This is a genomic window from Paenibacillus sp. LBL, assembly GCF_029893715.1.
In the GTDB taxonomy this organism is placed as follows: domain Bacteria; phylum Bacillota; class Bacilli; order Paenibacillales; family Paenibacillaceae; genus Paenibacillus_AQ; species Paenibacillus_AQ glucanolyticus.
This window is the reverse complement of sequence record NZ_JARXYU010000001.1, coordinates 474,951-497,068: the sequence shown is the minus strand read 5'-3', so window position 1 is coordinate 497,068 and position 22,118 is coordinate 474,951. Positions and strand designations below refer to the sequence as shown.

Genomic DNA, 22,118 nt, shown 5'->3' with positions numbered 1-22,118 from the left:
ATAAACGGTATACAAACAGTGGAGTACGAAAATCATATGTTATCAATGTGAAAATTAAATCGTCCTAATATGTGCCATGACGCCGTGGCGGGGCGTTACAGATCGGTGTCGTAATGGATATATATTTTTTACAACATCACTTAATTAGTTAATTGAAAGAGGTGGGGGATTGTTATGCATCACATTCCAGGGCATCATCATATATCCATGCTCACGAAGAACGCTCCGTTAAATCATGAGTTTTATCATAAGAAATTGGGTTTGCGCAGAGTAAAGAAGACTGTCAATCAGGACAATCCTTCCATGTACCATTTGTTTTTTGGGGATTTAACGGGAAGTGCCGGGACCGAGCTCTCCTTCTTCGAAATGCCTGCTGCAGGCAGAACGGTCCGCGGCACCAATGCGATTACGCAAATCGGGCTGCTTGTTCCCTCCTCAGATAGTCTGAAGTATTGGAAACAGCGGTTTGAACAATATGAAGTTACCCATGGTGACATGACCGAGTACGCAGGCAGAGAAGCACTTCCATTCGAGGATCCGGAAGGACTTCGCCTCATTCTGATTAACCATGACGGTGCCGAGGTACCGGCTGGTTGGGCGGCCTGGGAAGATTCCACGGTTGAACTGGAGCACCGCATTCTGGGAATGGGGCCGGTTGAGATGACCGTACGCAATCTCGGAAAAATGGCGGCAACACTCACGGAAGTTCTTGGATATACCGAAGTTTCACGTTCGGAACATGAAGCGATATACCAGTCCGTTGAAGGGCAGGCGCTTGGTGAGATTGTAGTTAAGCAGCAGGATGGGCCAAGCGAAAAACCAGGACGGGGCAGCGTACACCATCTGGCGATCCGTGTAAACAACGAGGAGGAGCTCGCTTATTGGAATGAGGCTGTCATAGAACGAGGGTTCCAGTCGACGGGAATCATCGACCGCTTTTATTTCAAGAGTCTGTATTTTCGCGAAGCGAACGGCATCTTATATTTGAAATTGCGACGGACGGACCGGGCTTCACAGCAGATTCCAGCGTAGAAGAGCTGGGCAAGCGGCTGGACCTGCCGCCATTCTTAGAGGGCAAACGTGCTGAAATTGAAGCAAAACTGACACCATTAGATTCATAAAGGAGGCGCCACATCATGAAAGAATATCGTATTGATCCGGATAAAGGACTCGAAATCGGCATTTATTCCATCGGTGAGCATATGATCAATCCGCTGACCGGAACCCGCATTAGCGCTGAACAACGTATACATGAACTCATCGAGGCAGCGAAGCTGGCGGATGAAGCCGGATTGGACGTAGTTGCGGTTGGGGAAAGCCATCAGACTTATTTCACCACGCAAGCACATACGGTCATACTGGGCGCGATTGCCCAAGCAACAAAGAATATAAAAATCGCAAGCTCGGCCACGGTGCTGAGCACATCGGATCCGGTGCGTGTATATGAGGATTTTGCTACGCTTAACCTGATCTCGAAGGGTCGTGCCGAAATTGTAGCCGGCCGCGGTTCACGCGTCGGGGCTTACAGCCTGCTAGGTTATGACGTGCGTGATTACGAGGAATTGTTTGAGGAAAAGATGGAGCTTCTGCTCAAAATCAATGCGGAAGAAACCGTAACCTGGGAGGGGCAGTTCCGTGCGCCGCTGAACCATGCGGCTATACTTCCGCAGCCTCAATCCGGAAGATTGCCGATCTGGCGCGCCGTCGGAGGACCGCCCGCGAGTGCAATCAAAGCAGGTTATGCCGGGGTTCCGATGATGCTGACCACGCTGGGCGGCCCGGCCAGGAACTTTAAGCTTGCGGTTGATGCGTACCGTGAAGCGCTGCAGCGCAGCGGATATGACCCTGCTCTGCTTCCGATAGCAACCACCGGCTTGTTATATACGGCAGAGAACTCGCAGGATGCGCTTCGTGAATACTATCCGCATATTAATTCCGGCATGATGGCGCTCAAAGGCGGCGGTTATCCGAAGCAGCAATTCGCCCAGTCAACGGATCACCGTGATGCGCTGATGATCGGGAGTCCGCAGCAGATCATTGAGAAAATGCTCTATCAACATGAGCTGTACGGACAACAGCGCTTCTTGGCGCAGATCGACTTTGGCGGACTGCCATTTGATAAAATCGCCAAAAACATTGAGCTTATTGCTACGGTCATAGCACCGGCGATCCGAAAGCATACGGCTAAAACAAAGGAGAATATCGGATGAAAATCGTAGGAATCGCCGGCTCGAACGTCGGCACCAAAACCAAAACGGCGATGGACTATACCTTGAATGCAGCCCGCGCTCAATATCCGAATGCCGAGATTACTTTGCTGGATTTGGCGGAATACACCATCGTGTTTGGGGATGGAAGGGATTATCGCGAGTATGATGGAGATACGAAATATGTGGCCGAAACGATTATGGAGGCAGACGCAATCATCATCGGAACGCCTACTTTCCAAGCTTCGATTCCGGCAACGCTTAAAAATATCTTTGACTTATTGCCAGTGAACGCATTTCGCGGCAAGGTGGTCAGCATGCTGGCGACAGCAGGATCAGCCCGGCATTTTCTGATGATAGAGCAGCAGTTAAAGCCGATTCTGTCTTATATGAAGGCACATATCGTACCAACCTACGTGTTTATCGAGGAAAAGGATTTTCACCGCAATGAAATCGTAAATGACGATATTCTCTTTCGGATTGATCGGCTGGTGGAAGATACGGTAATGCATCTGAACGTGCTGACAGCCATTCAGGAAGCCAAAGATGCAGCCTATGATTTTTGATAAGATGAAGACACACAATAGATAAGGTAAGATGAACAAGGGGTTATCCTCTGCGTAATTGCAGAAAGGATAACCCCTTTGTTGGTGTTCCGTTGGACTTAAGATATCGGGAGATAATCATTCAGGCTCAGCGAACCGTGTCATTCTTGCAGTTCGTTGAATCAGAATATCACTTCGGATTCCGCAGGCCTTTAGGCAGATGATTCTTAAGCTGACCGCCGCTGGATTTGCCCCAGCCGATGGGGAGTCCATCTGTAGTCACTAAAGTCCACCCCCGGTATTCGGAAGGAATCGAAAGCACCTCTCCCCGCAGATAGGCGGCTACTTCCGCCGAATCTGAGGCCAGATCCCAGCTTCTCGCAGCTTGGTCGCGTTTCAAGGACATAGCAAGGGCATGTGCGGGCTCGATCCGGTTCTTCTTCAGATGCGCCAGGTGAAGTCCTGCACGGGGCATCTTCAGTCCCTTAAGCTGCTGGTCATTCCAATTCCAGCCTTCGCTGACCGGGAGCCAGTACAGCTCCTCGCCAAACAAGATCGGCCTGCCGCCGCTAAGCTCAAAGCCGGGGATGTCCTGCTTCGCCCAGTCCAGAAACGCGTCCAACGCGGACTGCGCAGGGGGTTGATTGCCGCTCTGTCTTGATTTAGCCGGAAGTTTGCTGTTTGTTGACAACGACTCCATGTTCTGACTTACAACTCCGGCAGGCGATTTGGTCAAGACGGCAACAAAATGCCCCTCGCCGCGTTCCAGATGCGGCCATAAACGCTTCATTTCTCTCAGTTCCATGTCGGGATACTGCTTGAGAATACGCCCGACCATTTCCTCGTTCTCGGCCTTATTGAATGTACAGGTGGAATAAGCCAGCGTTCCTCCGGGTTTGAGCATGTGGTAGGCCTCCTGGACAATGTCCCACTGCCGGGAAGCACACAGTTCCACATGATCGTGGGACCATTCGGCAATGGCTGCGGCGTCCTTTCGAAACATGCCTTCACCGGAGCATGGAGCATCAAGCATGATCCGGTCAAAGCAGGCAACGAAACGGCGGGATAGCTGGTCCGGGGCCGCACTCGTAACAACAGTATTCTTAATGCCCATACGCTCCACGTTCTCGGCCAGGATCCGTGCCCGTTCGGGGTGGATTTCGTTAGAAACGAGCAGCCCTTGCCCCATCATCTTGGACGCAATATGGCTTGTTTTACCGCCGGGAGCCGCTGCAAGATCCAGGATGGTCTCCCCGGGCTGAGGATCCAGCAGTTCTACTGCTGACATTGCAGAGGGCTCCTGAATATAATATAGTCCGGCGGCATGGTAGGGGTGCTTGCCTGGACGCTCGTTATCATCATAATAATATCCGCTGTCACACCAAGGCACCGCTGTCAGGTGGAATTGGCGAATCAGGTTCTTTAGGTTGTCTGCGTCATGAACCGCTTTCAGCCGGTTTAGGCGCAGTCCATGGGTGCGGGGCGAATCGTAGCTGTCCCAGAAGTCATATGAAGCATCTCCGAGTATTTCATTCATACTGGTAACATAGCCTACAGGCAATAGTTCCTTTCTCATTCGTTAAATAGCTCCTTCTATAGAATAAATAGCATCTTGAAGTGTAAAGGCAAAAAAACTCCTGTTCAGAGTTGATCGTTCTCTGGCTTTAAGGAATCGGTCATTAGTTTATCACGTTGTTGCGGTACTAGTAAAGAAATGTCAAGCTAAAAAAGGGCTGCCCTCTATACGAAGAGGGCAGCCCTGCCGCCTGTGTTATCCGGCAGATTCCTTCGGTTCTGCTGACGCGGTTTTCATGGACCGGTAATCGGACACCTTGTTCTTGCCGTTTGTCTTCGAATGATACATCGCTTTGTCTGCCTGTTTCATAAGCTCGTCACCACGAACGCCTTTGCGCAGCACGCTGTACCCGATACTGAGGGTTACGATGGTTTCGCTTGCCACCCTGGCCCGAATATTCTCGGCAACCTGAGCGGGCTTGACCTTGCGGTCAACCACCAAGGCGACCAGTTCCTCGCCGCCATACCGGCCTGTAATCCCGATTCCTTCAAGCTCTTCCTCCATAATGGCGGCGACTTGCTTCAGCACTTCATCGGCTCTGGCATGGCCCTGCGTATCGTTGAGTTTCTTGAAATTATCGATGTCACAGAAAATGGCGGATATTTTCAGTTCCTGCGACGTGTAATGATCAAGATACTTCATAAAATGCCTTCGATTGTATAGCCCTGTCAATCCGTCTGTGATGGCAGAGCGGTATATGGATTGCATCAGCTCGACGATGCGTCTGAATAAAATGAAAAATACAATGCTGTAGAACAGCACCGGCAGCGCGAGCGCAAACCCTTGAAGTACAGAAGCCAGGGTGTTTGAATAGGTATGTATGGATTGCAAAATACCCCAAACGGTGTACACGGCAAGCCCCATCGCATATTTAACCGGTTGTCCGATACGAGGGGTTACCTTGACAAAAGCCAGGTAGAGGGCAACGAATTGAAAACAATCAAAATATATGCTCTGCCATATCGGATCTAGGGTGAAAGGAAGGAAAGAAGGAAGAATGAGCGGAAGCACAAGCAGTGCGGCTGACAGCAATGGAAGCCAGTAATGCATGGTCTTGATTTTACGGTACAGCATGACAACCGAGACGTTCAGCAGGACAAACGAAAAAAGCTGGATAAAACGTAAAATGTCCGATTCCGGTGAAAAAACAGGCATTCCCGTCAATGCTGAATGGATGTTCAGACCCTCGTATGTCATAATAAAGAGGAAAGCTGCCGCCATATAAAGGTAAGCATTCTTGCGCTGCTTGCTGTACATAAACAGACACATGATCAGCATCATGAGGGCGATATACGCTCCGCAAACAGCAAATATGGTGGGTAGTGGAGAAGTGGACCAGTAGCTCAATTCATAGGACAAATCGATTCACTCCTGAAAAGGGATAGGTTTCCTTTGCATGAAACATATGTTCTAATATATCATATCGAAAAAGAATCTGAAAAGAGATTTAGAGAAAGGGGGATCCCCATGAAACTTCTTCAGGCATTATTTTTCCCTCCAGAACAACCAGGTGGCGTCTCGTCCATGATTCCTTATTTGCAGGAGCGTTTTCATTCTTCCCGTTGGGAGATGGAGATGTTCTGGCTGCCCAAGCGGATCCGCAACAAAGGCCATGAGGATCCAATATTCCATACCTTTGATTGGAGAGAATACGAAGAAAGTCCGATAGTTGCCAAATACCTTCAAACGTACCGGGACTATCTGTGGTGGACGCGTCTGCGCATTCAAAAGCCTTATGATCTCATTCATAGTCATCATCCCATTGCAGGCATGGCCATGAAAGCCGTATTCCCCGAGGTTCCGCTGATTCAAACCGTGCATTCCAGTTACGAGCGTGAGCTCATTCTGAACGGAAGGATCAAGGAGGGGGGGCTTGAGCACCGATTCCTGGTTTCTTTGTACAGGGAGCTCGAATATATCAGTGACCGCCTGCTGACGGTATCAAATTCCTTCAAGGCTTACATGTCGCCGTATGTGAACACGCCTGAATCGATCGGGGTTATCCATAACGGATTTGACGATAAGCGATTTAAGCCGGTTCCTCATGAAAATGCGGTGCCACAGCTTATTACGGTATGCCGTCTGGTGCCTGCCAAAGGATTGGATACTCTGCTTCAAGCCTGCGCGGAGCTGAAACGGAAGGGATACGATTACGTCCTTCATATTATCGGCGACGGACCTTCCCGTCAGGAGCTTGAGGAGATGGCGAAGGAGCTCGACATTTATCAGGAGACGATTTTTTATGGATATACGCTGCATCCTGAGGAATTTATGCCGTTCTTTGACATCTTTGTCCTGCCTTCAAGAGCGGAAGCGTTCGGCTCGGTGTTTGCAGAGGCTGCGTTAAGCTCGCTGGCCCTGGTCGGCACTGACGTTGGCGGTATTGCCGAGCAGATTGAGGACGGGGTGAACGGCTTGCTTGTACCGGCGGAAGACCCGATGGCATTGAGTGTTGCACTCGAGAAGGTCATCAGTGATCCGTTGTATCGTTATGAGCTTGCCCGAACCGCTTCGGATAAGGCGAAGAACCAGTACTCCCTGGCCAGGTCGGTGAATGAACTGAAGAAAATGTATTTGAAATTTCAACCCCAGATAGAGAGTTAGGGATCGGCTATGGCATCTTTTCGATTTATTCATACCGCAGATTTACACCTGGACAGTCCGTTTATCGGCATAAGCGGACTTGATGACAGCTTGCGGTCTTTCGTTCAAGATTCGACTTTTCGCGCGCTGGATCAGCTCGTTCGGCTCGCCATGGATCAGCAGGTTGATTTTATCGTGATCAGCGGGGATATCTATGACAGCTCCAACATCTCGCTTCGGGCACAGCTCCGATTCATGGAGGCCCTTGAGCGTTTGGGTAAGGAAGGGATTGCGGTATATGCGATTCATGGCAACCATGATCCGCTGGACAGTACCAAGCTCTCGATGACGCTGCCCTCCCATGTCCATGTGTTTGGGGGCGAGCCTGCCAGCGTAACGGCGGTTCGTCGTTCAGACCGTGAAGAGGTGGCGGTCATTACCGGGATGTCGTATCCAACCTCGAAGGTAACGGATAATATTGCGATACGATATCCAGCCCCAACCAGCGGGTTGTATCAGATTGGACTGCTGCATGCCAATGTGGATGGAGACCCGCAGCACGAAACCTATGCGCCCTGCTCAAAAAAGGATTTGATCCACGCCGGATTTCATTACTGGGCGCTCGGACATATTCATTCCCGTCGTACCTTGCAGGAATCTCCTTACATTGTCTATCCGGGCAATATCCAGGGACGCCACGTTCGGGAGACCGGCCCCAAGGGTTGTTATGTCGTCGATGTTGATGAAGATTTCAACACGAAGCTCTGTTTCCACGAGCTGGATTCCATGCGCTGGAACGTTGTAGAAGCTCCTATCGATTCTACCCAGGACGTCGATGCGTGGAGGCTGTCGCTGGAGCGGATTCTTACGCACACGGCCCGGGAGAACCCGGAGCAGCTGAGCATGATCCGGGTTCGGATCACGGGTCGAAGCCCGGTTCATCGCCAGCTTGAAGGCGGATATGTGCTGGATGAGCTGCTGGCCGATCTGCGTAGAAGAGAGGCTGCGAAGGGACGGATGTCCGGTTATCGCGGCTGCGTCTGGATTGAGAGCTTCACGCTTCAATCGGGGGACGCAATCGATACAGAGCGGCTGCTGCAGGAGGACAGCTTTGCGGGGGATTTGCTTCGGCTCGCCAGGCAGGAACAGGGAAGGCTTCATGAGCCGGATGGAATTGCTGCCAGGAGTGTGGAGCCTTTGCTCGAGCACGCCGAAATCCGGTCTCTGCTCGATGACACAAGCCCGGAAGAGATGCTGGATTGGCTTCGCAGGGCAGAGGAACTGACGCTGGGGTTACTGCTGCGTGACCGTTCGCAGGGGGAAGGTGCCGGAGCATGAGACTTGAGCGGATGAACATCCAGGGCTTTGGAGCAGTGCGTGACAAAAGCCTGACGATTGAAGCACCGGTAACCGTGCTTTACGGACCGAATGAAGCGGGAAAAAGTACCGTGCTGTATTTTATCAGAGCCATGCTCTACGGTTTTCCCGGCAAAGGCTCACCGGCGGAGCGCGGCGCGCCTGCTGATGAAGGAATTCATGGGGGTGAGCTGCGCTTTTTGGATGAAGAGGGTGTGCCATGGGTCATCAAGCGCTACAGCCGGTCCAGGGAGACCGGCTCGGCGGCTGGCAAGGGTGACCGTTTACATATTCATAAACAAATAGCAAACGGTATGGTCATGGAGCTTGGACAGCAGGAGCTGGAGCAGTATGCTCTAGGCGGCGTATCCAGGGATATGTTTCGTCAGCTGTTTGCCATATCGTTAAGCGAGCTGCAGGAAATCCGCAGCCTTCAATCCGCGGAGATGAGCAGCTATCTGTTTCATGCCGGAATTGGCGGCGGCGCCAATATACTGGATGCTGAGCGCAAGCTGTCTACGGAGATGGACAAGCTGTATAAACCTCGCGGGAAAGTGCAGCAGACGGCCAAGCTCCTGCAGTCCATAGAGCAATTGAGGGCACAGGTTAGGGAGAGCCAGGCCTATGTTCCCCGCTATAACGAGGTTGCTGCTTCCATCCAGGAGGCTGAGGAACGGCTGGATTTGCTGGAGCAGGAGCGCGCCAGGAATGCTGGAGATTTGGCATTGCTTCGAAAAGCGGTGGAGATCCGTTCTGTTTGGCTGGAATGGCGTGAGGCCAGGCTGGAATTAAAGGATCTGATGGACAGTGATGCCTTTCCTGCTGATGGAATAACCCGATACGAAAAAATGCAGGAGGAAGAGCGTCTTCTTCTTGCTCAGTCCCTTCGTGCCGAACGGGCGATAGAGGAAATAGAGGATAAGCTGAAGGCATTTGCCTCGAACGCTTTTATGGAACAGTATGGCGAAGCGATTGAGGATCTGTGGTCGAGGCGTAATATTTATGAAGCAGCGAATCGGGAACTCGCAGAGCTCACAGCCGAATATAAGTCGCAAGAGATCAGGCTGGAGCAGCTGCTTCGGGATATAGATCCGGCATGGACTCAGCAGGAGCTGCTGGCCTTATCGATATCCGCCGCTGAGCGTGACGAGGTGCGGAGAATCAGCGCCGCTTTCAGTGGATATGACCGCCGGATGGAGGCGTTGTTCATTGAACAGCGAGGCGCCGAGCGTTCGGCGGCAGCAGCTGAATCGGCGCTCCGGGAAACCCGGCGGCAGCTGCGTGAGGAGGCGGAGCGGGGGGAAGAGACGTTTGCCATAATAAAGCCGGCAGCGCCGAAGGAAACCGCTGCGCTATGGAATCAGCTTCAGCTGGAGATCGAGCGTTGGCGTGAAGCAAGATTGAGCCGGACTCAGCCTGAAGCGGCTTCCTCTAGCAGGCCGGTGAACAGCCGATTACCGCGAATGCATTCGGTGCTGCTTGCGGGTATGGCGGTCATGACACTGCTGCTGGCAGCGGTTTTGTTCTGGACGGCGACCCCGGAAGCCGCAGTAATCTCCAGCATTATGATGCTGCTCGGTATGGGGTATGTATACTGGAGCGGTCGCCGCGGGCTGGTCGTTGATGGAGTACCGCCTCAGGAAATATCCGCTCATGACAGGTACGGAACAGAAGAGATCAACCATCTATATTCCATGCTGATCGCTGCCCCCTATGCCGCTGCGAGCTCGAATCTGGGCAGCCGAAGGGACAAAACCGCAGCGATGGCACATGATCCCTTAACGGTAGAGGCACAGATGCGCGAGCTTCGGTCTGTGATGGAGGGATGGCAGGCCTGGCGGCAGCGGCTGGATCGATTAAGCTCGGACTGTGCGGCGGCCGAGGAGAAAGCCGCACTTCAAGCTGCTGAACTCAAAACGGTTCTTCAAACGATTCAGCAGGAGGAGCAGCGATACTTCGAGTTGGAGCGGAAGTGGGAGTCTTGGCTGATGTCCAGGGCTCTTCCACAGAAGCTTTCTCCGGATGTGATGCTGGATGTGTTCGTTCAAGTGGAGCAAGGGCAGGAGCTGATCCGCCAGAAGAGATCGCTTGGACTGAAAATGGATGTCCTGTTAAGAGAGACGGAGGATTACGTGTTCCGATGCCATGAGATATTTGCGGTTGATTCGGAAGGTGACCTTAACGATAGCAAGAGCCTGACAGTGGCTGAGCTTGGGAATCTCCATTCCAGATGGAAGCAATACCAAGAGGATACGCGGCAGCGTAAGGTGCTGGCAGAACGGATTGCCGAGCTGCGCAAGGAAGCAGCAGCGATCAATGAAGAGACAGATGAACTGCAGCAGCGCAAAGCGGGCCTGCTTGCGCAATCCCAGTCGCCTGATGAAGAATCGTTTCTCCGAATGGGGGCGGCTTCCAAGCGGCGGGAAGAGCTGATTCGCATCATCCGTCATCATGAAATTACGATGTTCAGCGGCTGGAACGATGCAGGCCGCGGGCAGCTGGAACACCTGCTGGAGCTGACGGATGCTGCGGAGCTGGAAGCTCTGTGCAACCAGAAGGAAGAGTCTGCTTCAACTGAGGCCCGTCTTCGGGATGAGCTTCAGGAGCGGCGCGGGCGGCTGCTTCAGGAGCGGGAGTCACTGGAATCCTTGGGCAATCAGGATTCGGCCCTGCAGCAGCTCGAGGAATTGCGATCCGCACTAAGGGAGTTAGTCTCCCAGTATGCGGTTCGTTCGATGGCCTCCGAATTCATAAAGCGCACACGTCGTTTATATGAAGAGGAGAAACAGCCTCAGGTGTTACAGCTGGCTTCCCGCTATTTCTCGATCCTTACCGGCGGCCTGTACAGCCGGATTGTGATGCGGATGGGAGACCAGAGTCTGCTGGCAGAACGTCCGGAAGGCGAGCTGATTGAAAGCAGCAGATTAAGCCGAGGCACGGCGGAGCAGTTGTATCTGGCCATGCGTCTTGGGCTGATCCAGTCGATGCCTCATGCAAAAGGCCTGCCGCTGCTGCTGGACGATTTGTTTGTCAATTTCGACGGTGAACGGCTGGGGCATGCACTGCGGCTGATTTCGGAGTTATCGCGTACCCGGCAGGTTGTGATGATGACCTGTCACCGGCATGTGGCTGAACAAACGCAGGCACAGATACCCGGTGCGCAGCTGATTTCATTGCAGTCATAAAGAATGGGGTTGTCCCAAGGCACTTGATGACGTGCTTTTGGGACAGCCCCATTTATTTTTATTTATTTGCTCCTTATTTGTCCCTCACCTGAGGTGTTCCGAACAGAGTCAGACGGAGCACCCACAGCAGGCACAGTCCTCCGAACGTGGGGTAGAGCAAGGAGAGCAGGGAGCTGAAACCGAACTGGCTGAAGAAATAACAGAACACCATGATACCCAGGGTAATCACTCTTGGCGAGAGGGAGGTGCGCTGCTGCACCTGCAGCGTGATCCCGTAGATGTTGGCAACAAACGTGCTGAATATTTCAAGGAAGATCAGAATGAGATAGATGATCTGAACAAGCCAGCCCAGCTGATTGGCGATGCTGCCCATCGGAATTTCATATTGGGAAATGCCGGGCATATGGGCGGACATCGCAAAATGGGCTGCCATCAGCATAAATCCTACGCCTGTACCTCCGATGATGCCGCCCCATTTTACGGTGCGAGCGCTCTCCGTTTGACTGCCCAGCGGGACCAGCACCGGCATCGCCATCACCAGGTTAAAGGCCGTGTAGAGCAGCGGCGCAAGCCAAACCGAAGGGAGACTGTGGTCGGTCGTCAATGTTAAGAACCGGGTGGCTCCCGGTGTGTGAATCGTTTGAGAGACAATAGCAACCGATAGGGTCAGCATCATGGGAACGACGAGACTGTTCATCGTCATGATGGACTGAATGCCTTTTCTAAGAATAAAATAAGTTCCGATCATCGTTACAAACAATCCGGTCTGATAATTTAAATTCAGATGCTCCACAAAAACGGATCCGGCACCGGCAAGCATAATGCTGTTCACACCAAGCAGGATGATAAACATAAAGAGGCTGATCCAGCTCCCGGCTTTCTCCCCAAACAGAAACTTGTTCAGGTCTTCGAAGGATTGGGCGCCGATCCGTTTGGATATCGTCATGATTTTGGTGCCGAGCCAGATAAATAATCCGGTAGTCAGCAGAATGGTAAGTGTTGCCCAGTGCCCATACTGGGTAAAAAATTGAAGGATTTCCCGACCGGTAGCAAAGCCAGCGCCCACAATCGTTCCAATATATGTAAAGGCGATCTGTAAAACACGCATATAATTACGCAAGCGCCGCGGCCCCCTTGAAAGTTATTAATTCTGCATAGTACAAGGTATGCCTCACACAGCTGGGACATGACTCCAACCTGTCCGAGCGTACGCTTAATAAGGGGGTTATGTCATTGGTTGGTCTGTTTATGGAGCTTGATGTTAGGATTTATGACGGAAACCGTACACTTAAATGACGGAGTGATCGTTTGTACTTGCCGTACAGGGAGGAATATGTTACTTTTACGACAAAGGAATCGTGGGAGGTCTTTTTGATGGAATGGTTGAAAGAGCGGATCATTAAAGAAGGTGTCGTGTTGTCGGAGCAGGTGCTGAAACTGGATGCGCTGCTGACACATCAGGTTGACCCGGCTTTAATTATGGAGATGGGCCGAGAGTTTGCGGCAAGATTTAAAGAAAGCGGTGTGACCAAGGTGGTTACGCTGGAATCCTCCGGCATTTCAGTGGCATTTGCTGCGGCTTTTGAACTGGGAGTTCCTATGGTATTCGCCCGACGCAAGAAAACACTGCTGGCTGACCCCGATGCCTTGTGTGAGCGCGTCCCGTCTTTCACCAAAGGAATTGTTACGGATATTATGGTGTCACGCCAGTTTATAGGGGAACATGATAAGGTGCTCTTCATTGATGACATTATTGCCAACGGGGATGCAGCAAGAGGTCTGATCAAAATCATTGATCGGGCAGGCGCTGAATTAATCGGGCTGGGTGTTGTGATCGAAAAGAGTTTCCAGGCTGGGGCAAGAACCTTGCGTGAGCAAAATGTTCATGTGGAGTCGCTAGTTACGATTTCCTCACTTGAAGATGGTAAAATTTCGTTCAGCTAAATCGTTAGAATCGGCATAGGCGACTCAACGTGCAAGTGAAGAGGGCTAGGCCTTAGGTCATGAACGTTTGTACCTGTGCCATGAGATATGAAATATGGAAATTCGTAGTTGATTTTAGATGGATTTCCGCCTAAAATCGCAACAAATTCTTTTCGCCTCCGTGATTTTCGCTTATAATAAAGAGGTAGGCAAGAGAGAGGAGGCAGCACCATGGGGAAACAACCTGTAACCGAGCCGTTTTTGATTGATAAGCTGAATGAAGCAAAGGTACATTTTGAACGTGCTTTGGATTGTAAACATACGGAGTTTGATGATCTATATCCCTATATGATTGAACATCCTCAGTTTTTCTGGTACAAACGCTATGTTGCCTGGTCAGAACTGCTGACGATTGCCGGATTGTGTGAGGAGGTTTCCTTCGAGTGGAAGGAACAGTTCACACCTCAGCAAGTGGAATATATCGAGAAGCGTGTGATGTCTTCAACCGTTCTGGACTTCTGGTACGAGAAGAATGACAGCATCGAGCCGGCACAGCGTTAATGGGTATATAGAACATCCCTTAATCAGGATGTTTATCGATAGCGTATGGCATCGCATTCAAAAGACCTAAATGATATTCATTTAGGTCTTTTTTTGCAGAGTAGGATGATGAAGGAGGCATGGCGATGATTAGTGATGAAAGACTTGATGAATTAAGGGTTTCCGGTGAGCTGGTTCGGGTTGTGCGGGACGGCTTGGAGAGCAATGATATTATCGGCTTTGTTGTCGCCTGGGACCCGGAGCAGGTTATCATCCGCCGCCGAAACCGGCGTGTAGTCAAGCTGGATCGCAGGTACAGCTATCAGTTGAAAAAAGAGCCGAGAGTGAGCCCGATTGAAGAGTAGGCATAGATTTGGAACTCGTCGGACAACTTAACCTCTAGAATATTTTATTTAGAAGAGGTGTTCAGACGATGGAAATGTCCAACGATAAGATCTCGGCATATAAAAATGAAATCCTGAATTTAAAGCAGAGCATGCCCGAGATGGCAGAGGCGTATCATCAGTTTACCGGCGTCTGTTTTTCGGATGGCGAGCTGGATGAGAGAACGAAACAGCTGATTGCGCTCGGGATTGGGCTGTTCGCCAATAATGAGCTGTGTACCTTCTATCATATGGAAGAGGCCCGTGCCAAGGGAGCCTCGGATGCTCAAATTATGGAGGCTGTAGCAGTAGCGTCTGCCGCTAGTGCTGGACATGCTCTCTCGCAGGGATTGACCCGTGTGCAGCATAATCTTCACTAAGGCACGATCAAATTAAACCGTCTTATCCGGCGTATTGTGCAGCCGGGAAGACGGTTATTCTCTGTTGAACGGCCGCAATTAGCGGGCGAATGCAGCGGCAGGAGCAACCGGATGCTCGGTCGTCTCGGTCTCAGGCGGAACCAGCCCGAGATAGGCGCGCATGCGGTCCATCATCTCCTCGCGGAAGGATGGCCATAGAATATTCATCGATCCGATGTAACCCCGGCATGCATACCGTGCCTGAATTCCGTCCTGGCTCTGTACGATGTCATAAACCTTGATCGTTCGCTTGGCGAACTCCTGCTTCACTTCACGAAGAAGGACAGCTGCCCGTTTGGCACCGTTACCTACCATTTCCACATACAATTGAGGGGTCTTGAAGACACCGCTCTCCTGGATGATCCGGCAATCCCGCTCAAACACTTTATGGATGAACCTCAGAAGCAGATAACTCTTGATCAACGCTCGCTCTTCCGTCGTAACAGCCGGTATGGCCATCAACTTCACCGCCTTTATATAGTAAATGGTTATTTAATGAGAACTTATGTTCTTATTTTAACCGAAAATCAGGTTTTTAATCAAGCTGAAAAAAAGTGTTGACTCCATTTATTCAGCGTGATATTATATATCTTGTCGCCGCTGATTAGAGATTGACTCGAGGCAGACAGGCAATATGCGGTCGTGGCGGAATTGGCAGACGCGCACGGTTCAGGTCCGTGTGGGCTAACCCCCGTGGAGGTTCGAGTCCTCTCGACCGCATCCTAAAGAAAAAAACTCGTAAACTGCTTTGCAGTTTACGAGTTTTTTTTGCGTGGAGATTCTATGGGACAGGGTTAATGACTTATACCAAAGAGATGGAATGCACGTATTATATTAGATAGTGATATAGATATAGGTAGTTGAGAGTAGGTGATTGCCTTGTCAGCCAAGGATTTGAGTCTCCAAGAGCAGCTTGCGGCTTATGCTTGGCTGCAAGCGTTGGGAACGAATATTGCTGCTCTGGGTCAAACCAAAAAGTTGTCCAAACGAAAGAAATTGCAGGCTGAAGGCCGAAGACTCTCTGTTCTTGGAAATGCGATGCAGTCGATAGCCAATGCGGCTCAGGCAGAGATTAGCACAAAAATGAGGGGCACAGCCATGAATAAGAAAGCTAACGATCTTACGGCTGCCGGCAATCTTCTGCAATCCGTCGGAAATGCGCTGCAGGTTATTGCGGGAGAGGAGCATCCTTGAATGACAACACTTTTAACACTTCTGAAGGAAAACTGAACATACTCAAAAAAAGAAACAAGGCGTTTACCTGTGACGGGAGGTGTCTTGTTTTTATTTTCTTGAACGGAGAGGTTTCTTGTGCCTGGTGTCCTAATGAATGTTAACATTCAGCTGCTGCGTTACATATTTGAATAACTTTTCTCAAATAATACGGTTAGGTCTGGTAAGTATGATGGTGAAAGGAAAGGGGCGTGAACAATGCGGAAGGTATTTAGAAATTCGGTTGTCTTCTTGCTGTGTATGATATGTGGGATCGCAAACGGAACACAGGGGGGCGGATATTTTGCAGGGACGGCCAACGCCGCTGAGCCTCCTGTTCAACTAACCAGGCAGTTACGTGAGGAGCCTCTGAACAACCAGTCTGGCAAAGGGCAGAAAATAAGTAAATTATCGGTCATCATTGATGACTTTGGCAATGGTCAGAAGGGCACTCAGGAGATGCTGAGTCTGCCTGTCAAGATTACGGTTGCCGTGATGCCTTTTTTGCCAACAAGCAAAAAGGATGCAGAGTCCGCGCATAAGATGGGACATGATGTTATTATCCATATGCCCATGGAGCCTAAACAGGGACGAGCTTCCTGGCTTGGACCTGGCGCCATTCTGAGCTCGCTTACCGATGAGGAGATTCGTAAACGAATGGAAGAGGCGATCGATTCCGTACCGTATGCGATTGGGATTAACAATCATATGGGCTCCAAGGTTACAGGTGATGAACGGATCATGTCGATTGTGCTTGATGTGTGCAAGGAAAGAGGATTGTTCTTTATCGATAGTAAAATCAATTACCGCAGCGTGGTCGGCAAGCTGGCGGCAGAGAAGGGGATGCCAGCGATTGCCAATGATATTTTCCTGGACGATGTTCATACGGTACAGCATGTAAGCAAGCAGCTCGTGACGGCGGCACAGCATGCGGAAGAAAGAACATCCTGCATTGCCATTGGGCATGTTGGCGTATTCGGCACCCGAACGGCAGAAGCACTGAAAGTTTCCATTCCGGAGCTGCAAAAAAAGGTTGAGTTTGTTGGTATTAGCGATTTGGTTAGAGAGCGTTCAAGCTGGAGGCCTAATCCGCTGCCGACGTATTAATGCGTCCCGTTTAATTGCTGGATTAGTCAAAATCGGTACGAAGATGAGGGAGGTTCGGGCTTAGATGCCCGAGCCTCCCTCATTGTTATAAACATACAGCCTTCCAACAAGACACAGGCTATTACCGACTTGATTGAAGCATGAAGGCCTGTTTAATTTGGTGAAACTGCAATTAACGGATGCGGGAATCGTTGAGCTTGAATTGTCCCACCAGCTGCTGCATGGAATTTGCAATGACTTCTACATTGCCGGAGGTGTGTCTTACGCTTTCGATTTCCCGGGAAAGCTCCTGAACCCTGCTCTCCACGTCCTTGGAGATCTTGCGGTTCTCCTTGCTGACCGAAGCAATCTTCTCCATCAGCTGAACCACTTCATCAACAGCCTGATGCTTCCGAAGATCATCCTCGGCCGCCGCCGTTAACAGCTCGGAGGCTGCGGAAACCAGGAGATTGCCTTCCTGCACCACCTTGGTCCCTTCCTCCATGGATTGAAACGCAAACTCGGCATCTTTGTAGATATGACTGATAATGCCATGGACTTCCTCTGTGGACTGTCTCGTCAGGTCGGACAGCTTACGGATCTCGGATGCAACAACGGCAAAGCCTTGGCCATGTTCTCCGACTCTTGCGGCTTCAATCGATGCATTCAGGGCGAGAAGATGTGTTTGTGATGAGATTTGCTCGATGACATGCAGCACACCTTTTATCTCCCGAACGGTTTGCATGAAGATGCGGATGGTATGGTTTGTTTCCTCGACTTTGGAAGAGATGTGTGACATCTTGTCCCCGATGCGGACCACCTCGTTCTTGGCCACATCGATCTGTTCATTGGCCTGCTGTTCAAGCTGGCGCAGCGTCTCCCGCATGTGCTCCGCGCGCTCCTTGACGGCATCAATATCCAGAAGCTGGCTGCGCATGCTGCGGATCATCTCGCTGATGTTGCTGCTGACCCGCTGTGCGGACGTCACAGTAACTGCGGTTGTGTCATTCATGATCTGTTGACTGGAGGAAACATCGCCTGCGGTCAATTTCACCTGCATCATGATACTCTCCAGCGAATCGATCATATTGTTGATCCATTTGGCTAACTCGCGGGTTTCGTCATGGTCGAAGTGACGGGTATCCAGCCGCTGGGTAAGGTCGCCTGTGCCTTCGGCATTAATGCGGATGAATCGGCTTAGACGGCGAAGGCGATCCGCCACCCGTTCAATTTCCTTGCGCCCCACCAGAGCAGAAGTGAGGAGACCGGTAATCAGACATGCGGCCAAGCCAATAATGGCGGCAGCTAGCGGAGATAAATGGGAGGCGGCAGCATATACAATCGCAGCAGTCATTACGCTGGAGAGAAGCGTGGACGCGCTGTGCAGCCTGGAATGTCTCCATCTTATGCTGCGAATCCGGTAGACCTCCTCCAAATCGCCTTCACACATCATCCCCCAGTCATCCGGACAATGGGGCAAGCGAAAAGTCACGCCCTTGCCAATCACCGGTATATGGCGGTAATCGGAGTAACCGGGAAAGGCAACAAACAGATTGTCGCCGTTGCGGATGGTGCTGGCCACCCCTGGATGGAGTTGACCTGTTGCCGGATCGGTGAACATAAGCTCAAGTTCAGTATGCTCTTTGACTGATACCGTACCCCAGTCGGTGGTAACGCCATCCTTCAAATTCTCGCCGTGGGTAAAGGTGCGATCTTCAAATCGGCTTCTTGAAAGGGCCGTCCCCGGAGCGATGTGAAGATTCAACTCAGGCTTCGCCATAAAAATATAGTTGTCACCGGAGTCAGGGTATATGTGTCCGGATTCCCGCTGAATTAAATCCCCAATGACGTCATTAGGCACTCGCCCGCACAGAATACCTGCAAAAGCTCCGTCTGTATGGAGCGCATTCATGAATAAAAGTGTCATTTTGTCGTGAAAAGTGGAGGTTCGAGGACCGATGGTTAATGTGATGGGGTCGCCGTAAGGTCCGAAGAGTAATTTGCCGGTTCCAAGACCGGTGAGATGATGGATAGCACGGCCCAACTGACTTCCGTCATCATAGGTTGTACCAATATGTGAAGCGTATGTAGAATACGTGACCTCACCGGAGGGGTTCAACACAAACAATTCAGTGAAGTCGGAAGCGCGCGAGTAAAGGGCAGAGAACAGCTGCTCTTGATTCATTCGAGAGTCTGAAGACAAGGAATGCGCGCTGCAATCTCCTGAAGCATGAAGCTTGTCCAGCTGCTCCTTGAGGCGGTCCAGATGCCCCCAATATTCATGACTCCACGAGAACAGCAGCTCTTTGCGTGTCTCGGCAATGCCTTCAAATATCTCTTCAACATCTTCCTTCAACTTACGATTCAGACGCCATGAAATCCAAAGCGGAAGTCCCTGGCGATAGCCAAGCCAGTCAAACATAGCGATCTCCCCCAATCCCTATTTGAGTAATGTATCTTTATACATGTTAGTTATACTACCACAGTTTCTTGAAATTTCGATAAGGAATTTTGAAAAAAATGATACTTTTTTCATATTGATGTTAGATTTATTAACGTATGATCGGGTTTTAGGTCCTAGATCGTTAGAAGTTCCCCTGTCTAAACAAAAACAGCTCTGAACTACAGAGCTGTTAAATAACTTATGATCCCGTCGGCAATGGCCTCGGCAATCTTCATTTGGCCGTTGCGGCTGGTCAACAACGTCCGATCCTCCACATTGCTCAGAAAACCGGTCTCTACAATAACCGCAGGCACCTTGGTTTGATTCAGCAGATAATAGGGCTTGCCCAGCATGATGTGATTGCTGTTGTTATACACCAGATTCAACTGTTCCTGGATAGTATCGGCAAGCAAAGTGCTCCGGCCTTCGGATTGATGGAGCACGATCCCGCCTCGTTTGGAGGAATTCTTCCCCCAATTCACATGAACGCTGACCACGAGCTTGGTCGGAATTTCGCTGCTGAGCTGCTTGCGCTGCGACAGATCGCGGCGGTGTCTGGAGGAGGTTCGATGCCAGCGGTTGTCATCGCTAAGGGCATAATCGGCATCGCGATTCAGCACGGCATGATAACCTTCCTGGCGAAGCAGCATGAACAGTCGGCGTGAGATGGCCAGATTGATATCTTTTTCTAGAATGTCGCCATAGGACGTACCGCCATCGATTCCGCCGTGACCTACATCAATCAGAACGACATCATAAGGAAAAGGGTGCAGATGCCGAAGCTGGGTGTGGTCGGTTTCTTTACCGGAGGATTGGGTGGATTCCGGCGTTTCTGACAGAAGCTGGGTTGACTGTATTGAACTTTGATAAACGGATTGAGCGGGGGGCGCCATGGCTTGTTCTTTTGCTTGGCAAGCCTCCGCGACAGAACTCGGAATTGCCAGTGCAAGGAGGAGCATGCATACCCCTGCTGCCTTAACCATGATGGATTCCTTCTTTCACGTAAAAAATTTCGGCTTGATTAGAATGTGCATTTTGCGGAAAATTCATGCCGATCATATTCCAGCGTCTAGAATCCATTGAAACGGAGCAAACTGATAATGGGATGTGGATAAACCATAAGGAGTGAATTCATATGGCTAGCGGCGATGAATTAATTAAGTACATTACGGAGCGCGTAGTTCATTATATAGATACACCTAAGGATATCCGGCGCAAGGCAAGGGTCAAGGAATCCTGGACCACCCGTTGGTTCGGTATGATTCCGTTCTCTATGTCGTTATGGAAAGAAGACGTAACCTCCAAACGTAAAAAAAGGCAAAAGTAGCTGGAGCTTCATGCTCACAAAATTCCGAATTTACATCTTATACAGTGTAACAAAGGACGCTGCCCTTCAGAGGGCAGCGTCCTGTTTAGTCTGTATGTTTAAAACGATGAGGGCAGATGGTTGAATTACATTTCAGAAGGAGTGCTTAGATTGAAACCCTCTATTCCGGCTGTGCATAGAATTGGCCTTGCCCGATCAGATGAGATGCTGGCAAAAAGCGAAGGGTGTCGCTATCCCGCAGAGGAACCGATACATAAATCGCAGCCGGATTCTGCTGATTCCCCGAAGACCAGCGATGCCAGCCAGTTAAGCTGAAAGGGGATCCGAAGGCGGCATTGCTTTTTTTGGACTTGAATATCAGAGCAGAGTGCTCCTGTAGTAGATTCCGGAGATCGGCACTACTGCCAGCGTTTAGATGGGCTGACGTCAGCCAGAGCAGATTATCGTAAGGATCCTCGGAGGCTGCGGCTGATAGATTGGGTGTCTCGGCAAGCCAAGCATTCGAAGATGTCGAAGTGACGATCCCTTTTGTCGCTGCTAACAGAGGTGTTGGTAATGCCTTGATTCTGCTCGACTGAGGTTCATCCGGTAATGCCTCACTGTTCAGCGCGCTAAAATAAACTGGCTTCTTGCCAGGAAGCTGAACCTGCCACACAGGTGATACATCATACAGTTTGCGGACGATACTTCCTTGGGGTAATACCCCGCCTGTCTTCAGAAGACCTTCTGCTGCGAGGCGCTCATTCAGCGGCGCCTGGCTGAAGGGAAGGGTGGAGCCGATCCCGTACTCGCTTAGGATGTAACTACCATCGTCTGCTGCACTAATAATCATATATCCTTGCGGAATACCCTCGCTCGAAATTGTGATCAGCCAGCCGTGTGTGCCCGGACCGAGGGGGGTGAATTCCATCTCTGCTTCGTCCCAAGCGGTAAACGGTGCATGTACCGATAAATGATCCACGGTCTCCTCGGCAAAATCAACCAAACTGCCCGGTATCTGAGCCAGAATGGGGCTGCTTGACGTTGGCGTACCATGGATACCTCCATTACTGGCTGCAGCCGTGCTGGTCAGTGGATTTACCGCACCTAACCACAGAATGGCCGTTATCATGACAGAGGCTGACAACAATTTATAACGGAGAGACCGGTAGTTGCAGGGTGAATCCGATTTGCTGAAGATTCTTACGTTCCAAAGCTTCAAATCATCAACCGCCTTTCCTTGGCTCTACGCGCCGTGGATGTGATAACAATGATCATATCGGACAAGCTCTGCAAAGGCTGTTGCAAGCTGTCGCGGCAGGGGAAGGGGGACAGGTTCTTTTTTTGCCTGCTT

Annotated in this window: 19 protein-coding genes, 1 tRNA gene and 1 pseudogene; 14 read left to right on the top strand and 7 right to left on the bottom strand. The window is 50.8% G+C overall.

Going from position 1 to position 22,118, the window contains the following annotated elements:
- Nucleotides 1-174: 174 nt before the first annotated feature.
- From M2277_RS02415 to M2277_RS02405, 3 genes and pseudogenes are all read left to right on the top strand, one after another.
- Nucleotides 175-1,121 (top strand): annotated as a pseudogene (locus M2277_RS02415) (ring-cleaving dioxygenase).
- A gap of 15 nt (nt 1,122-1,136) precedes the next feature.
- Nucleotides 1,137-2,210 (top strand): LLM class flavin-dependent oxidoreductase, encoded by a 1,074-nt coding sequence (locus M2277_RS02410; RefSeq protein WP_280754057.1) that lies wholly within the window; start codon nt 1,137-1,139, stop codon nt 2,208-2,210.
- A complete protein-coding gene (locus tag M2277_RS02405; protein WP_148246790.1) occupies nt 2,207-2,773 on the top strand; it encodes an NADPH-dependent FMN reductase in 567 nt (188 codons plus the stop codon). The genes M2277_RS02410 and M2277_RS02405 overlap by 4 nt, the downstream gene beginning before the upstream one ends.
- A gap of 169 nt (nt 2,774-2,942) precedes the next feature.
- Here M2277_RS02405 and M2277_RS02400 read toward each other — a convergent pair whose 3' ends face one another.
- Both M2277_RS02400 and M2277_RS02395 read right to left on the bottom strand, forming a co-directional pair.
- Nucleotides 2,943-4,328 carry an RsmF rRNA methyltransferase first C-terminal domain-containing protein gene (locus tag M2277_RS02400; RefSeq protein ID WP_280754056.1) on the bottom strand — a complete coding sequence of 462 codons (1,386 nt, stop codon included), beginning with the start codon at nt 4,326-4,328 and terminating at the stop codon, nt 2,943-2,945.
- 195 nt (nt 4,329-4,523) lie between these two features.
- A complete protein-coding gene (locus M2277_RS02395; protein ID WP_280754055.1) occupies nt 4,524-5,687 on the bottom strand; it encodes a GGDEF domain-containing protein in 1,164 nt (387 codons plus the stop codon).
- A gap of 108 nt (nt 5,688-5,795) precedes the next feature.
- Here M2277_RS02395 and M2277_RS02390 point away from each other — a divergent pair, with 108 nt between their 5' ends.
- From M2277_RS02390 to M2277_RS02380, 3 genes are read left to right on the top strand one after another with little or no spacing between them, the layout of a single operon-like run.
- Nucleotides 5,796-6,932 carry a glycosyltransferase family 4 protein gene (locus tag M2277_RS02390; RefSeq protein WP_040680853.1) on the top strand — a complete coding sequence of 379 codons (1,137 nt, stop codon included), beginning with the start codon at nt 5,796-5,798 and terminating at the stop codon, nt 6,930-6,932.
- Nucleotides 6,933-6,941: 9 nt separating this feature from the next.
- The gene (locus tag M2277_RS02385; protein ID WP_280754054.1) at nt 6,942-8,249 is read left to right on the top strand and encodes a metallophosphoesterase; all 1,308 of its coding nucleotides are present in this window, start codon (nt 6,942-6,944) and stop codon (nt 8,247-8,249) included.
- Nucleotides 8,246-11,452 carry an AAA family ATPase gene (locus tag M2277_RS02380; RefSeq protein WP_148246793.1) on the top strand — a complete coding sequence of 1,069 codons (3,207 nt, stop codon included), beginning with the start codon at nt 8,246-8,248 and terminating at the stop codon, nt 11,450-11,452. Before M2277_RS02385 ends, M2277_RS02380 begins: the two co-directional genes overlap by 4 nt.
- Before the next feature lie 73 nt (nt 11,453-11,525).
- Here M2277_RS02380 and M2277_RS02375 read toward each other — a convergent pair whose 3' ends face one another.
- On the bottom strand, nt 11,526-12,572 hold the full coding sequence (locus M2277_RS02375; RefSeq protein WP_036641641.1) for a YkvI family membrane protein: 1,047 nt from the start codon (nt 12,570-12,572) through the stop codon (nt 11,526-11,528).
- A 254-nt stretch (nt 12,573-12,826) separates the two neighbouring features.
- Between M2277_RS02375 and M2277_RS02370 the strand changes: the two genes are divergently transcribed.
- The 4 genes from M2277_RS02370 to M2277_RS02355 all read left to right on the top strand — a co-directional run bounded on the left by M2277_RS02370 (nt 12,827) and on the right by M2277_RS02355 (nt 14,678).
- The gene (locus tag M2277_RS02370) at nt 12,827-13,396 is read left to right on the top strand and encodes a xanthine phosphoribosyltransferase (RefSeq protein WP_006211655.1); all 570 of its coding nucleotides are present in this window, start codon (nt 12,827-12,829) and stop codon (nt 13,394-13,396) included.
- Between the two features lie 210 nt (nt 13,397-13,606).
- Nucleotides 13,607-13,936, top strand: coding sequence for a hypothetical protein (locus M2277_RS02365; RefSeq protein ID WP_006211654.1), 330 nt, complete (start codon nt 13,607-13,609; stop codon nt 13,934-13,936).
- Nucleotides 13,937-14,061: 125 nt separating this feature from the next.
- Nucleotides 14,062-14,280 carry a hypothetical protein gene (locus M2277_RS02360; RefSeq protein ID WP_006211653.1) on the top strand — a complete coding sequence of 73 codons (219 nt, stop codon included), beginning with the start codon at nt 14,062-14,064 and terminating at the stop codon, nt 14,278-14,280.
- Between the two features lie 68 nt (nt 14,281-14,348).
- Nucleotides 14,349-14,678, top strand: a complete 330-nt coding sequence (locus M2277_RS02355; protein ID WP_006211652.1) for a carboxymuconolactone decarboxylase family protein — start codon at nt 14,349-14,351, stop codon at nt 14,676-14,678.
- Between the two features lie 78 nt (nt 14,679-14,756).
- Here M2277_RS02355 and M2277_RS02350 read toward each other — a convergent pair whose 3' ends face one another.
- On the bottom strand, nt 14,757-15,176 hold the full coding sequence (locus M2277_RS02350) for a YhjD family protein (RefSeq protein WP_006211651.1): 420 nt from the start codon (nt 15,174-15,176) through the stop codon (nt 14,757-14,759).
- Between the two features lie 177 nt (nt 15,177-15,353).
- Here M2277_RS02350 and M2277_RS02345 point away from each other — a divergent pair.
- The 3 genes from M2277_RS02345 to M2277_RS02335 all read left to right on the top strand — a co-directional run bounded on the left by M2277_RS02345 (nt 15,354) and on the right by M2277_RS02335 (nt 17,036).
- A tRNA-Leu gene (locus M2277_RS02345) sits at nt 15,354-15,437 on the top strand.
- A 150-nt stretch (nt 15,438-15,587) separates the two neighbouring features.
- Complete coding sequence (locus M2277_RS02340; protein ID WP_006211650.1) at nt 15,588-15,911, top strand: DUF6944 family repetitive protein; 324 nt, start codon at nt 15,588-15,590, stop codon at nt 15,909-15,911.
- 237 nt (nt 15,912-16,148) lie between these two features.
- A complete protein-coding gene (locus tag M2277_RS02335) occupies nt 16,149-17,036 on the top strand; it encodes a divergent polysaccharide deacetylase family protein (protein ID WP_280754053.1) in 888 nt (295 codons plus the stop codon).
- Nucleotides 17,037-17,208: 172 nt separating this feature from the next.
- On the opposite strand, the gene M2277_RS02330 is transcribed toward M2277_RS02335, so the two are convergent.
- A complete protein-coding gene (locus tag M2277_RS02330) occupies nt 17,209-19,437 on the bottom strand; it encodes a methyl-accepting chemotaxis protein (protein ID WP_280754052.1) in 2,229 nt (742 codons plus the stop codon).
- A 200-nt stretch (nt 19,438-19,637) separates the two neighbouring features.
- Entirely contained in the window at nt 19,638-20,441 is an 804-nt protein-coding gene (locus M2277_RS02325) for an N-acetylmuramoyl-L-alanine amidase (RefSeq protein WP_280754051.1), read from the bottom strand.
- A gap of 152 nt (nt 20,442-20,593) precedes the next feature.
- On the opposite strand from M2277_RS02325, the gene M2277_RS02320 reads away from it, so the two are divergent.
- Nucleotides 20,594-20,785, top strand: coding sequence for a YqzE family protein (locus M2277_RS02320; protein ID WP_006211646.1), 192 nt, complete (start codon nt 20,594-20,596; stop codon nt 20,783-20,785).
- A gap of 160 nt (nt 20,786-20,945) precedes the next feature.
- On the opposite strand, the gene M2277_RS02315 is transcribed toward M2277_RS02320, so the two are convergent.
- On the bottom strand, nt 20,946-21,986 hold the full coding sequence (locus M2277_RS02315) for a hypothetical protein (protein WP_280754050.1): 1,041 nt from the start codon (nt 21,984-21,986) through the stop codon (nt 20,946-20,948).
- Nucleotides 21,987-22,118 lie beyond the last annotated feature (132 nt).

Coding starts and splice junctions, on each gene's coding strand:
- M2277_RS02390 (WP_040680853.1), top strand. CDS start 5,796: ATGAAACTTCTTCAGGCATTATTTTTCCCTCCAGAACAACCAGGTGGC.
- M2277_RS02325 (WP_280754051.1), bottom strand. CDS start 20,441: ATGGTTAAGGCAGCAGGGGTATGCATGCTCCTCCTTGCACTGGCAATT.
- M2277_RS02370 (WP_006211655.1), top strand. CDS start 12,827: ATGGAATGGTTGAAAGAGCGGATCATTAAAGAAGGTGTCGTGTTGTCG.
- M2277_RS02335 (WP_280754053.1), top strand. CDS start 16,149: ATGCGGAAGGTATTTAGAAATTCGGTTGTCTTCTTGCTGTGTATGATA.
- M2277_RS02355 (WP_006211652.1), top strand. CDS start 14,349: ATGGAAATGTCCAACGATAAGATCTCGGCATATAAAAATGAAATCCTG.
- M2277_RS02360 (WP_006211653.1), top strand. CDS start 14,062: ATGATTAGTGATGAAAGACTTGATGAATTAAGGGTTTCCGGTGAGCTG.
- M2277_RS02320 (WP_006211646.1), top strand. CDS start 20,594: ATGGCTAGCGGCGATGAATTAATTAAGTACATTACGGAGCGCGTAGTT.
- M2277_RS02365 (WP_006211654.1), top strand. CDS start 13,607: ATGGGGAAACAACCTGTAACCGAGCCGTTTTTGATTGATAAGCTGAAT.
- M2277_RS02410 (WP_280754057.1), top strand. CDS start 1,137: ATGAAAGAATATCGTATTGATCCGGATAAAGGACTCGAAATCGGCATT.
- M2277_RS02350 (WP_006211651.1), bottom strand. CDS start 15,176: ATGGCCATACCGGCTGTTACGACGGAAGAGCGAGCGTTGATCAAGAGT.
- M2277_RS02330 (WP_280754052.1), bottom strand. CDS start 19,437: ATGTTTGACTGGCTTGGCTATCGCCAGGGACTTCCGCTTTGGATTTCA.
- M2277_RS02380 (WP_148246793.1), top strand. CDS start 8,246: ATGAGACTTGAGCGGATGAACATCCAGGGCTTTGGAGCAGTGCGTGAC.
- M2277_RS02405 (WP_148246790.1), top strand. CDS start 2,207: ATGAAAATCGTAGGAATCGCCGGCTCGAACGTCGGCACCAAAACCAAA.
- M2277_RS02385 (WP_280754054.1), top strand. CDS start 6,942: ATGGCATCTTTTCGATTTATTCATACCGCAGATTTACACCTGGACAGT.
- M2277_RS02400 (WP_280754056.1), bottom strand. CDS start 4,328: ATGAGAAAGGAACTATTGCCTGTAGGCTATGTTACCAGTATGAATGAA.